General features: G+C 41.5%; 11 protein-coding genes. All 11 read right to left on the bottom strand.

The window, feature by feature from the left end:
* Positions 1-15 precede the first annotated feature (15 nt).
* A complete protein-coding gene (locus BC351_RS40620; protein ID WP_079421380.1) occupies positions 16-1,389 on the bottom strand; it encodes an ABC transporter substrate-binding protein in 1,374 nt (457 codons plus the stop codon).
* A gap of 131 nt (positions 1,390-1,520) precedes the next feature.
* Positions 1,521-2,387, bottom strand: a complete 867-nt coding sequence (locus BC351_RS40615) for an AraC family transcriptional regulator (protein ID WP_244209352.1) — start codon at positions 2,385-2,387, stop codon at positions 1,521-1,523.
* Between the two features lie 267 nt (positions 2,388-2,654).
* Positions 2,655-4,055 carry an ADP-ribosylglycohydrolase family protein gene (locus tag BC351_RS40610; protein ID WP_079421379.1) on the bottom strand — a complete coding sequence of 467 codons (1,401 nt, stop codon included), beginning with the start codon at positions 4,053-4,055 and terminating at the stop codon, positions 2,655-2,657.
* A gap of 20 nt (positions 4,056-4,075) precedes the next feature.
* Complete coding sequence (locus tag BC351_RS40605; protein WP_079421378.1) at positions 4,076-4,960, bottom strand: carbohydrate ABC transporter permease; 885 nt, start codon at positions 4,958-4,960, stop codon at positions 4,076-4,078.
* A 60-nt stretch (positions 4,961-5,020) separates the two neighbouring features.
* On the bottom strand, positions 5,021-5,911 hold the full coding sequence (locus BC351_RS40600; protein ID WP_079421377.1) for an ABC transporter permease: 891 nt from the start codon (positions 5,909-5,911) through the stop codon (positions 5,021-5,023).
* Between the two features lie 69 nt (positions 5,912-5,980).
* Positions 5,981-7,675 carry an extracellular solute-binding protein gene (locus BC351_RS40595; protein WP_079421376.1) on the bottom strand — a complete coding sequence of 565 codons (1,695 nt, stop codon included), beginning with the start codon at positions 7,673-7,675 and terminating at the stop codon, positions 5,981-5,983.
* 158 nt (positions 7,676-7,833) lie between these two features.
* Positions 7,834-9,246, bottom strand: coding sequence for a response regulator transcription factor (locus tag BC351_RS40590; protein WP_079421375.1), 1,413 nt, complete (start codon positions 9,244-9,246; stop codon positions 7,834-7,836).
* Entirely contained in the window at positions 9,224-10,927 is a 1,704-nt protein-coding gene (locus BC351_RS40585; protein WP_341866056.1) for a sensor histidine kinase, read from the bottom strand. The genes BC351_RS40590 and BC351_RS40585 overlap by 23 nt, the downstream gene beginning before the upstream one ends.
* A 419-nt stretch (positions 10,928-11,346) precedes the next feature.
* Complete coding sequence (locus BC351_RS40580; protein ID WP_079421374.1) at positions 11,347-12,240, bottom strand: glycine betaine ABC transporter substrate-binding protein; 894 nt, start codon at positions 12,238-12,240, stop codon at positions 11,347-11,349.
* A 20-nt stretch (positions 12,241-12,260) separates the two neighbouring features.
* Positions 12,261-12,914, bottom strand: coding sequence for an ABC transporter permease (locus BC351_RS40575; RefSeq protein ID WP_079421373.1), 654 nt, complete (start codon positions 12,912-12,914; stop codon positions 12,261-12,263).
* Entirely contained in the window at positions 12,911-14,041 is a 1,131-nt protein-coding gene (locus BC351_RS40570) for a betaine/proline/choline family ABC transporter ATP-binding protein (protein WP_079421372.1), read from the bottom strand. The genes BC351_RS40575 and BC351_RS40570 overlap by 4 nt, the downstream gene beginning before the upstream one ends.
* Positions 14,042-14,044: the final 3 nt, after the last annotated feature.

Genomic DNA, 14,044 nt, shown 5'->3' with positions numbered 1-14,044 from the left:
AGTTAGCCCCCAGCATCATTTAATATTATTTGCCCGGTTGTAATCCTTCAAAGCTTTGTTGCTTGCATTTGCCATATCCGTGATCGCCTTATCTATGTTTTTCTTGCCTTGTACGTAGTTTAAGGTCTCCTCCCGCATAGCCTGGCTGAACTCGGCGCTTACCGGTCCCATCGGCTCTTGAGTTTCGGCAGACGACGCATGGAGCTGCTCGATTGCTGTTTTAAACAATGGATTTTTGGTCAAATGCTCTTTCATTTGAGGCAGATCATACGTTTTGGTGTTTACAGGGAAATACCCGGTTCCAGTGTGCCATACAAATTGGGATTCCGGCGTAATTCCATATTTCAGGAATTCCCATGCAGCATCTGATGCCGCTTTATCTCCCCGGTTCATAATATACAGTGCGGAACCGCCGACCGCGACTCCCCCTTTGTCCGTTTCGTTCACTTTGGGAAGGAATGCGGTGCCGACTTCAAATTTATCTGCGACCTTAGCCAGTGTGCCTTTTAATGCTGCAGTAGATGTAACGAACATAGCCAGTTTTCCCGCTGCAAACTCTTCATCTGCTTTGACATCGGTGCCCGTCTGGATGCCTCCGGCGTCTACCGCTTTTTTCCACTCTGACAAAAAGCGTTTCATTGCTCCGTTCGTATCATACTCAACAGCCGTCATATAATCGGCACGTCCGTTTTTGTTGTTGCCAATATAGGCTCCCTGCATGCCAATCCAGCTTGACAGTTGATATTGATCGGGGGTGACGGAAAAGCCCCATTGGGTAACTTGACTGCCACTTTTCTTGCTCATTTGTGCCGCGTATTTTCCTAATTCGTCTATCGTTTGCGGAGGCTTAGTCGGGTCCAGACCTGCCTCTTTAAACAAGTTTTTATTGTAATAGAGCAAAATCGTAGAATTTGCAAAAGGGATGCCTACTTGCTTACCTTTAAAGCTAAAGCCAGCAAGAGTATTCGGCTCTATGTCTGTGACTTTGAACGAAGGATCTTTGGCAAGCAAATCTTGAGCCCAGATGACCGCCGGTACATCTTTAATATAAGAGGTGTCCGAAGCAGGAATCTGTACGATATCCGGAAAGTCCTTTTCGTTCTTGGCCTGAACGGCTGCTTTTACTTTTTTCAGAAGATCAGCGTAGGATCCTTGAAACACCGGTGTGATTGTAATTCCTTTTTCCTTACCGACAGTTTCATTAAAGTTTTGGACCATCTTTTTGACAACCTCTTCGTTCGAGCCCCCCATGGCGTGCCAAAATGTCAAGCTTACCGGCCCTGTGCTTTTGGGTTTCGCTGAAGTGTTAGCTGCCGGTTCACTACTGCAACCTGCTAATGCCATAGCTAAGACGGCTACTGTCAAAATCGTTTTCATCTGTTTCTTCATTCATAGAACCTCCCTTTTCATATTGTATATAAAACCTTCCCCGTTTATCGGGAATGGCAGTTCACATAACTTATATCCTTTAAGCTACTTAAAATATAATCCTAAATAGGTGAAATTTCTTCACTAAATACTTAATCCGATTCACAAAAAGGGCTATTTATTCTCATAGCTGCTTTCCTATAATCCCCAGGAGACATCCCTACAATTTTTTGAAATGCATGGTAGAATGGGTTGTGACTCTGAAACCCTGATTGATAACATATATCTACAATGGATAAATTTGTATTCAACAGTAATCTTCTTGCTTCATTCACACGTAAATGGAGCAGATAATCCTTAAATCCTTCCCCCATAATCTCTTTAAATAAGTGACGTACCCGCGAAGAGCTAAGGTCAAGTTTCTTAGCGACATCTGAGAGTTCTAGAGGTTCTCTAAAATTTTCATGCATGTAGGTTAATACAGGCGCTAATTTGTAATAAAGCGCAAACACTTGGTTAAATTCCCCCGTCGATATATGACTCTTGAAATGTCTAGAAAGTAGAACACAAATTTGCAGAATGTAACTACGAATCATGCCAGGGTACGCTGTTCTTTTCTTTTCCATCTCCTCATTTACAGCTAAAATAATCCGTCCGATTTCTTGGGCAGCCTCTAATTCGGAAGATATTTGATTAATAAACTTTCTTGGACTATAGAAGAATGGAATTAATAATTCTTTTTCAATTTCAATGAGCTCTTTTTTAAAAAAGACAAATATGTACTGGCTCGGATTTTCAGGATCTGACTGAGCAATGTGCCGTTCCATATGATTGACGATAAACACATCACCGGGATTCACACTAAATTTTTTATCTCCAAAGTAAAACCAACCTTTGCCGGAGAGACAATAACCAATTTCAAATGAAGTATGCCAATGGAATGTTTCTAGTAACGAATTAGGAGTCCATTTGATTATACCAACAGGTATGCCTTCTTCTAATTTATTGAAAACTTCCACAAATTTGCCCCTTCCAAACTACATTGATCCCAACTAAAACGAATTGCTGTAGATGAATACTCCTGACTACGGAAAATAAACCGTCAGATCCTCCTGACGGTTATTTTTAAGTTACAAGTGAATTTCTGCCTATAGGGTTCCAGATCATTACTTCTTTGAATTTGTAGTTGTTAAGAAAGCCTCAATCTCAGATTTATTCGGAATACCATCTAGGGCACCTTTTCGTGTAATTTTAATTGCAGCAGCAGGTTTTTGATAAATTCAAATTCAAAGGCAGGAATCCACGTTCTCGTTCACATAGAGTTCGCTGGGTTGAATTCGATGTTGGCCGATGTGTAGCAGCTCTGGCAAACGTCCCATCCGCTCAGCCAAACGAGAAAGCTTTTGCTCATTAAAATAAGATAACCCCGTATAAATTCGGTCCTGAAATGGCTCAAGCCATCTTGGTTCCAAGCTGCCAGAACCGAAATAAACCCCGAGCAGAGAACCGGCTGTTGCCCCAAAGCTATCTGTATCGTTGCCTTGCATCACCTGCTTGCAAATCCCATCTCCGACATTCTCGGCAAATCGAAATGTATTCATTAAGGTGCCTATTTCCTGATAAACCTGACAATGGCAATAATTCGCATACTTAAGGTTAATGCTCTGATAAGCTGCCAGCCAATTGTCTGCATTCGCGACCATCTGCAGGCAATCCTGAGTAATCTCGTAGAATCGGCTCCGTCTAGGTACGAATTGCAGGGCAGTACTCATTATTTCTATCGGATCGCGCAGCACATGCGCGACAGCAATCGCAGCAGCAATGAACATCGTGGCGTAGATACCGGTCCGGCGATGTGTAAAGCTTGCATCCCGCCAAGCCAGCTCAGCAGCAAGAGCTGGTTGACCAGGGCAGGCATAGCCGTAAGCGTCTGCGCGAATCGCCGCACCGCATAGCTCTGTATCCTGGACCATGAAGTCAGGCCAACCCTCGATTTCAGAATGATTAAATATATCCCTATCATGCTCCAAATAGCTCATCCCCGATCGAAGCAGGATAGCCCTCTCTGGACCCCAAGTTGTGCTTATCGGAATATGATTAATCCATAAGTCTCTTACATTTCTTTTTGTAAAACCAGTGCCGAATTGCTCTAGCGCCATCATTCCCATTATGGTGTAATTGATATCGTCGTCAGGTGCCACGTAATGCATTCGCCCGCGGGTCGTCTCATACCAAGACCAATGACGACGATCCAATGCATGGAGGATTTCATCAGAAATGTAATCGTTCAGTGGCCATTCCCCTACGGAAGTTAGCGCTTGACGCAATTCCGACAGGCTGGGATTTACCTCAATTGGCTTGCCCAACATGGAACCGCAAACTGAAGCGAGGAATCCCGTCTCTACTCGCTTGGAGCTGTCCTTCAGATTCAGGATTCCGACCTGTCCGAGAGGTCGAGCCGGATCGCATTCCCGCCATATCTCCTCTAAATCATTAGGTTCATAGTAAGACCAATTATCCCTCATTGGAATAGAAGCCAAGCTGTGAGCGAATTCCACATAGGCATCATAGCTTGCGGGAAGCTCTTCCAGCTTGGCTAAGTAACCCGAGGTTTGATGTCCCTGCTCAAATTTATTGCGCAGAATTCCCTCCAATTGACGTTTAAGAAATGTAAGTGATGGTAGCATGCTGTATCTCCTTTATTTGATTACTCTTTAACAGATCCTAACGTAATCCCATGGATAAAAAACCTTTGCAAAAACGGATAAATGACTAAAACTGGAATCATTGCGATGAAGATTTTGGCTGCGTTCAATGTCTGGTTGGAAAGCTCGCTCATCTTTTGAATTTGTTCTGCTGTCATGGTTTGTGCATCAATGATTACGACCAATTGTTGAATGTAGGTTTGCAGCGGATAATGATCGGCGCTGGACATCAGCACAAGACCGTTAAAAAACTCATTCCAATGATAAACTATGCTGAATAAAGTAACCGTAGCAAGCACTGGAACAGCCAGTGGTATATAAATGTTCACAAGCATGTACCATGGACCCGCTCCATCCACTAACGCCGCCTCTTCTAACTCCTTAGGCAGATTGCGAAAATAGTTAATAACGAGAATAACACTAAAAACCGGAACGCTGTTTCCCAACACAAGCGCCCAAATATTATTGATTAGTCCGAATGATTTGACCGTTTGATACCAAGGGATCAAGCCGCCGTTAAATAGCATAGTAAAAACCAAAATCCACATGAGTACATTTCGAAAAGGCAAATCTTTCGCATTTTTGGATAACGGATAGCCCATGAGAATGATAATTACAAAATTAAGACTGGATCCTAACACGACACGCTGTATTGAAACCCAAAAAGAATTAAAAAACTTGCTGTCGCCCATAATTTCTTTATATGAACTCAAATTAAACCCCACCGGCCATAATCCAACCCGACCCGAGGAAGCTGCTGCATTATCACTTAACGAAATCACAAGTGTGTACCATAAAGGAAGTATACACAAAAGCGCAATGCCAACCAGAAGCACGACAAGCAAAACATCAAATGCTTTGGAGCCAAATGTTTTTTCTATAACCATAGTTGTAATGCTCCTTTATTTAAACATCAATTCAAAAAGTAACTGTCACAGAGGTTACTATTAAAAAATACGATAATTTGCAAATTTAGCAGCCAAGAAATAGGACGTTGTGATCAAAGTAAAACTGATAACAGATTTTAACAGTCCAACGGCCGTTGCCAAACCATACTGTAAATTCAATAAACCGGTTCGATATACCCAGGTGTCAATAATATCACCGCTTGAATAAACAAGAGGGTTATAAAGATTAAATATTTGATCGAATCCAGCATTCAAGACATTGCCAAGACTAAGTACAGAGAGCAAAATAACCGTTGTAATAATTCCGGGCAGCGTGACATTTAGCAATTGTTGCAAACGCGACGCACCGTCGATCGCAGCCGCTTCATATAAAGAGGGATTGATGCCCGTCAAAGCCGCCAAAAAAATAATCGTGTTAAATCCAAACTCCTTCCAAGCATCGCTTCCAACAACAATGAAGGGAAACAAATCTGCTCTGGCAAAAAAGACAGTAGGACTTATACCAAACACAGACAAAATCCCGTTAACCGGTCCTTTGTAAGAAAAGATATCCAAAAGAATACCCGAAAGAATAACCCAAGATAAAAAATGGGGCAAATAAACAATCGTCTGAATCCATCTCTTTAAAATTGTCACACGTAATTCATTCAACAACAGGGCAAAGGTAAGCGGTACGACCATATTCGCGATAATTTTCATTACAGCAATAAAAATCGTGTTAAAAAAAATCGTCTTACTATCATTAAGCGTAAACATATACTTGAAGTTTTCCAATCCAACCCACTCGGAGTGAAACATGCCTAAGCCAGGATTAAAGTCCTGAAAAGCAATAACGATTCCGAACATAGGAACGATACTGAATAGAGTCAACCAAATAAATCCAGGGAGGAGCATGAGATAGTAATGCTTGGCATAACCCTTAGTTATCATTCTGTAATCACTTCCATTCTCGCATGTTTAGAGAAAGGCGCCAGATTTCACTGACGCCTTTGGGGATATTTACGGTTTTGCGACTTCGTCTATTTCTGCAAGAATTTGGTCTCCGCCTTGCTTCTTCCAATCGAGTACAAACTGATCGAAGGAATCTAATGGGGCAGCCCCCATGATAATTTTGAGAAATGTTTCCTTTTCCAATTTATCCAGTGCAGCCCATCTGCTTTCCATGGTCTTGGTCTGCGAATAGGTGACGCTGTATGTTTTTTTATAAGGCTTTTGCAATGGAGAGATGCCGACGAATGTAGAATACATTCGTTTCCATACTCCCAAATCCGCATTCGGGTTCCAATACTGGATATCATAATTGTCGTAAGGCTCCAACTTCACTTTCTTTACATTTTCAGCGTCCGATTTTAATAGGTTATATCCGGGAAGATTTAAGTCTTCTGGCTTCTTAGTGCCCGCCAAAACCTCTTTCAACATTTTATAGGTAACATCCATGACATCCATCGAAGCAAAGACCAGACGTAATGGATAATTGCCAATTGCAACATTCACGTCAAATTTCGATTCATCTCGATACAAGAGATTTTGCATTTGAATCGCCGCTTCAGGATGCTCATATCCCTTCCGAACAACGAGATATTGGTTCGATGGGTTGCCCATATGCGGAGTAAATTCGCCATTCACATCAAGTGGTGCGGTATAGGCCTGCCAGTTTGCCTTCGGATTATTCTTAAACGCATCCGCTAACGGACCATACCCACCTGACCACCATACACCAAAATAGATGCCCGCTGTTCCATTCTTGATTGATTCCTGTGCATCCTTGCGAATGCTCATTTCCTTATCGATTAAACCTTTGCTATAGAAATCACGCAGCTTGGAAAGCGCTTGTTTCGTTTCAGGCTGAATCGAACCGTACGTTGCTTTGCCATTAGAGCCCTTAAGCCAATATCCCGGATAAGAATGGAATGAAGCAAAAATGGGGTCAAACCCATAGTTGTTGCTATTCGGATTAATAAAATCCGCATTGAGCTTTCCGCCTAGTTGCGGACCAGCAATACCGATGGTGTCTGCCTTCCCATTACCGTCGGGATCCTGCTCCACGAAGGCTTTGGCTACCTTTTCCAACTCATCCATCGTCTTAGGAGGCTGTAGGCCTAGCTTATCTAACCAATCCTTGCGAATCCACATGTAATGTACCATATCTGATTCCGGTGTTACATTTGGCAAGGCATACATTTTCCCATCAACTGTAACTGATTTGAGTGCAAGCCCATTCGTTGTTTCAATAATGCCTTTAATGGTTGGCGAAGCGTATTTATTATAAACATCGGTTAAGTCCTCAAGCTGGCCGCTTTTTACCATTTGTCTGAACTGCGTCTCCTTCACCACCAACGCATCAGGCAAGTCGTTACTCGCAATGGATAAATTCACCTTTTGTTCGTAATCTTTTCCTCCAGCGGCCTGCCAAACAATCTTCGTATCAATGTTCAAGTTTTCTTTCACATAACGCGTATACTGGTTATTCTCGGGAGAATCGCCGGCTGGTAAGCTTTTATCCGACGCATCAACTTCTTTTCCAATTTTAAGCGTGATTGGTTTCTCGGATTTCCCAAATGGATCCGCAGCTTTGTGCACTGCCGCCGTTGAAGAATTCGGTGATTCTTTGGAAGAGTTTGATTGACTACATGCGGTTAATACAATGATCATTCCTGCAAGTAAAATCTGAATACCTTTTTTAGACTTGCTCATGCGTGCCCCTTCTTTCTCTTTTAAATTAATCCACATCTAAAGGGTATCACACAAAGGCATTTAGCTAGGATAGGCGACGGTTGCCTGTTTAGAGAGCCAAATGACCGACGATTAGCAAGGTTTTGCGACTCTTTTTTCAGCTATCCACTTTTGCCCCCCTATTTATCGGACATTTCTCTACCTGTACCCAGAGTTTGCCGATATTTGCTCGGAAGCATGTCCGTTTGCTCACGAAAGGTGCGGCTAAAATACTTTTCATCCATATACCCAACGTTTTCTGCAATCCAAAGTATTGTTTTGTTGGTGTAGAGCAGAAACATCTTTGCTTTTTCGATACGAACCTGACGTAAATAGTCACTAAAATTCATACCAACAATTTCTTTAAAGCATTGACTGAAGTAGCTTCGACTCATATTGACTCTTTTCGCAATGTTTACCGCTGTAATCTGTTGATTCATCTCTTCCTGAGCTATATACACAGCTTTAACAATACTCTCCATAACCTCTTGCGAAAAGGTAGGTTTGTCCATAGCGTTACGGATCATATTCCGTGTGTTTATAAGCCATTCATCGACTTGATACCAAAAATCAAATGAATCCAGCAGTTGAATTTTTACTAAGCTTACAGGATAAAATAATAGGTTCCATTTATCGATTAACGTATACAGCAACCCGAAAAGCTTCGCCTGAGGTAACCGCATCATCTTTAAAGCATCGATATGCTGCTTAAATAAACTGTCCTGATAGATCCATTCGTAAGACGACCATTGCTCTTTCAGATCATTTATACTTTTTTCAGACTGTACTTGCCTGAGACAGCCCCATTCTTGCAACAAAATCGACCCCATGCTGGAATCTAAATCATAATCGTAAAAGAAATCCTTCTCTCTATATTCTCTTAACCAACGATGAACATCTTTATGGGGCCTGCCGTAGAGACCAATCAGCTTTATCAGCGCCCATCCCGATTTAGTGTTGACCTCGTGTGCAAGCCTTTCTAACCATAATTCGCTAGACTGCTCCACTGGTTGTGTCCAAAGCCAAAGGTTGCTGTCCACTTCAATCATCAATTGATTCGCGTGTTCGCACCACTCCTCTACCCAATAGTCTCCAACATCATTATTTAATGAGAGCAATGCATAACCTTGATCACTTGTATAAACCTCATTTAGATTTGCAGCTCGTTTTTGTTCTTGAGCAATCCGGTTGTAGATTCTTTCAAGCACTTCCTCAAAGCGCTCCTTTTCGAGCTGAACCTTAGCAATGTAATCAATCGCTCCTAATCTAAGCGCCTCTTGGATGTATTCAAAATCCTGATGGAGCGTCAATACAACAATATAGATATGAGTGAACTCTTTACGGACCCTCTTTATTAATTCAATGCCCGACATAACAGGCATTGCAAGGTCAGTAAGCAGCAAATCAACCGTATTAGATTGTAAAAATTCCAATGCCTTTTCGCCATTGCTTGCTTCCCCGACAACCTCCATATCGAAATTCTGCCATGGCATTGCCGATATAAGGCCCTTTCGAACTAATTTATCATCATCAACAACCATTACTTTTATCATGATTAGGTTCCACCTCCGAGAGCGGCAGACTTAACAAAATGCTCGTCCCTTTCCCTATGACACTATTAATTTCCAACTTGGCCCGCTCACCATATTGCGAATCAATCATACGCTTCACATAGTTCATCCCGATGCCCATACCAACCTTCCTATTTTCAACTTCTGAGTTATTTAATAAATTTTGTATGAATTCTTCTGACATCCCCGAGCCGTTATCGTGAATCGAAATAGTAATCGTTTGTGTTAATTTCACCTCAACTCGGATGAAGCCATCATCGCTTAAGCCATGATAAAGCGAGTTCTCCACGAGCGGTTGAAGGATGAACCGCGGAATCGGCATTTTCAATACCTCTTCATCCACATGAATCTGCACATCAAATTGAAAATCATAACGAATTTGCTGCAAAATAAGGTATTGCCTCAATGCCTCGATTTCCTCTTGTATTGTTGAAGCTTGTCCTAGCTTGCCTAAATTATAATGCAACAGTTTATTTAAAGAAGTTACAAGACGATCGATTTCGATCTGCCCGTTCATGACAGCAAGCCAATGCACGGTATCCAACGTATTCATCAAAAAATGAGGATTGATTTGATAAAGCAGTTTCTCGACTTCAAGATCAACTCTGCGCTTCTCTTTCTGCTCAACTTCCGCGAACAACTCCCAAATTTGTACTTTCATTTGTCGAAATTGATCCAAGAGATAATCAAACTCTGGTATTCTTGTCTTTGCTATACCAGATTGGATTCGATTCTGCGCCATCAGCTTAATTTCTTTATTGAAGCCGCTCAATGGTCGATACACCATTTTCCATAATAGCCAAGCCAGGAACAGACTCATTCCCAAAAAAACTAACGAAAATAGTAAGATTTGAACGAACCATCGATTCATCTCTTTATTATAATCTGCTTTCGGAATCACGGAGACAATGCTCCAACCTTGATTACTTTCCTGTCTAAACCAGTAAAACCCATTTTGTGAGCCAGAAGATTTTCCATTTTCAATGCCAGGGAATATCGTATCCATTGCATACGTATCCGGCAATTCGCTGTAGGCAATTCTACCATCATTGTCAAGGAATATATGAGAGTTCTTAACTCCGGTTTGATCATTATTTAGGATGCTCTGTGTCAAATGGAACCCTGTTTCAATGTATACATAAACATCATCCCGATTAGGCAGTTCTACTTTTCTTAAAGCAGACAACACATATTGATTATCAAATGAATTGTTGCTTACATGTGGACCATAATAGGAAATTCCAGAGTATTGGGCAAGCAATGGCAATTGTTCCGGAGAGAAGCTATTCTTGACTCCCGAATTTTCAAGATCATAGGAATGATCATTTTGGAAATAATAGAGGGTTAATCCGATACTAGGATTCGTGAAAGTAATGAGGCTTAATTCATCCTTCAGATTGCTTTTCATTTTGACTCGTTCGTATGGTTGACTATCTGTACTCGATAACAATTGATCTAATTTCTTGCCTACACTGCCTTCAAATGCAAGCTGTTGGGATACATGGTTCAAATTGCTGATGGTGCCCTCTAACGAGAGCTCAACTTGCTTTAAATTACTTTGAATGCCGCTTTGAATTTTATTTGTAAGAATAGAGTAGATTGTATAGTAAGAAATCAGACCGATGCTAATAAACGGAATCAACGAGCTAAATAAGAAGATCATAATAATCCTCTTTTTTAAAGTCAGGTATTCATAAAGAAATGATTTCAAATTTCTACTCATATTGAAAAGTATACAGACACACGCTCCCAAAAATAATATTTTCTGAATCTAGAACGTTGTAACATCCACTGCTTTACCATTGGTTGACCTTCTAACCAAAATAACACAGTACCCTCATTTTCAACAATAACAGAATTCGTTGTGGAATTTTCTCTTTCACCGCAGAGGGAATCACACAGGCGCATCACCACAAGCATAAAAAAGGAAAATTAGTAATTCGGAGGAAACCATTCTAAAGACGTCACATTTTTAGCACCCCCATCTTATCTGTTGGAATTCAAAAGGAGCAAAGCATCCCTTTTAAGGTTGCTTTGCTCCTTTGTGTTCATACCTTCATACTTATGATACGGTTCAGCCTATTACAATTTTATTATCCCTTTATCTCTTAAAAAATCATGCGCTACTTTTTGTTCTTTTAAACCTTCCGAATCTACTTTTGCGTTTAGTTCTTGCATATTACTCTCGTCAAGTTTATCTTGGAGTTTGTTCAACGCTTCGGCAAGTTGGGGATATTTGGTCAGGATGTCCTGACGAACCAGCGGCCCTGCATTATAGGGTGGAAAGAAAGATTGGTCATCTTCCAAGATGATTAAATTGTTCAGCTTGATCTGACCGTCCGTTGAGAACGCATCAATCACATCAACACTATTGTCATTCAAAGACCGGTACATAATGCCATGATCCATGCCCTTTACATTTTTAAAAGCCATTTTGTATACCTTTTCTAATCCTGGATATCCATCTGGACGATCCTTGAATTCGAATTCGCTGCCAAGTATAAGTTGATTCGATACTTTAGCAAGATCAGTAAACGATTTTAGCTGGTACTTATCTACCGTTTCTTTTTTCACCGCTAAGGTATACGTATTATTGAAGCCAAATGGATTGCCGAAAACGAGTTTATCGTTTTTCAACAGATCCTTTGCTTTTTGAAGGGTTTCTTCCGCGGTACCTGTCATTTCCTGATAGTAATTCGAAACGATTGTCCCTGTATATTCCGGATACATCTGGATATCGTTGTTCAGGAGAGCCTTCCATGCCACGTTAGAGCCACCTAGATTAAATTTCCGTTCAACTTTAAGATCGGTTTGATCCTCAATTACATCTGCCATCATATGAGCCAAAAGAATATTTTCAGTAAAGTTTTTTGAACCTATCGTTATCGTTTCTTGCTTGCTCTTTGAACTACATCCGTTCATTACAATAGCTAAAATACCTACGATACTTACAATTAGCAAGTTTTTGATTTTCATTTTTACCTCCACTTTTGAAATTATATTTTTAATCCTCTCGGTGTCGTCAACTTCTCCAACCCTCCCAACAAATAATCGAGCACGATGGCCAGGATAGCTGCAGGAAGAGCACCAATAAGAATTAAAGCATCAATATTTCTTTGAATACCGATAAAAATGAAATCCCCCAGTCCTCCCGCACCAATAAAAGCTGCCAAGGTTGCTGTACCCACATTGATTACCGTCGCCGTCCGAATGCCGGCCATGATGACACTCAGTGCCAAAGGAAGCTCGATTTTGAACAATATCTGCACATTCTTCATGCCCATTCCTTTGGCGGCTTCGATCAGAACTTTATCCACATCCTGAATGCCCGTATATGTATTCCTGACAATCGGCAACAAAGAATATAAAAACAATGCGGCTATCGCTGTTTTAATCCCAATCCCAAACAAGGGAATCATAAAACCCAGCAGGGCCAAACCGGGAATTGTTTGTAGGATCCCCGTCCCTCCCAATACCCAACTCTTCAAGAAGGGGAAGCGCGTTACGGTAATTCCCAATGGGACACCTATGACTATAGCAAGCAGCATCGAGATGAGCACCAGCTCCATATGTTGAAACGCGGCGACGCCCAAGTCTTCCCACCGCATAGTAAATTGAGTGATCAATTGTTCCCACAACGTTTGTTTCATAAACTCTCCTTTCTTCCTGCCCAATGATCAGCGAATGCGGTTAGCAAACTTGACCTTGTTACGACACCAATAATTTTATTGTTTTGTCCCACGATCGGAATGACGCCGAATTTAGCGTCTGTGATGGCGATTAGTGCATCTTTGGCTGTTGCTGTTTCCTCTAAATAGGGGACAGCTGGCTGACTTATTTCCTGAATAGATCGAATGTCTTCCATTTTCATTTGCAAATCGTAAGCCGAGACAATGCCGATCAACATACCTTTATCGTCGCCTATAATCAAAGTATCCGTCCGCCGCTGCCTCATAAAGGTTAGTGCTCTAGCTGGTGAAAGCGATGGAAGCGCAGTCGCTGGGTTCTCTCTCATAATATCTTTAACGGAAATAAAATCAGGATTTTGGTAAATACGATTCTTTCCAATGAATGTTTCTACAAAACCATGTGCAGGCTCTTTGAGCAGCTTATCCGCTGTGTCCAGCTGCAATAAGGAACCGTCTTTCAGTACAGCAATTCGATCTCCTAACTTCAAAGCTTCATCCATATCGTGGGTAACAAATACGATGGTTTTGTTTACCGTTTTTTGAAGTCTAATCAATTCATCCTGAAGCTGCTCTCTAGTCAACGGATCCAATGCCCCAAACGGTTCATCCATGAGCACGATTTCCGGATCGGCAGCCAAAGCCCGGGCAACGCCAACCCTTTGTTGTTGTCCGCCAGATAGTTCCCGGGGGAATCGTCCCGCAAAAAGAGCCGGATCTAGACCGATCATATGCAGCAACTCATGCACGCGCTCCTTTTTCTTCGCTGCCTTCCAGCCTTTCAAATCCGGGATCAGAGCAATATTCTCTTCGATCGTATAATGCGGAAAAAGTCCTGCTTGCTGAATCACATAACCGATATTTCGGCGAAGCTCTACAGGATTCGCTTTCGTGATGTCTTGCCCGTTAATCGTAATTGTGCCTTCAGTATGCGGCATTAATCGATTAATCATTTTCATCGTTGTCGTTTTACCACAGCCGCTTGGACCAATGAGAACAATGAATTCTCCCTTCGCTATTTCAAAATCCATGGATTTAACCGCTTGATATCCGTTTGGATACGTTTTACCGACATGTTCAAATTTAATCATATT

The sequence above is a fragment of the Paenibacillus ferrarius genome (assembly GCF_002027705.1).
GTDB classification, from domain to species: Bacteria; Bacillota; Bacilli; order Paenibacillales; family NBRC-103111; genus Paenibacillus_E; species Paenibacillus_E ferrarius.
The sequence above is the reverse complement of the archived record's forward strand: the minus strand, read 5'-3'. Positions and strand labels throughout refer to the sequence as shown.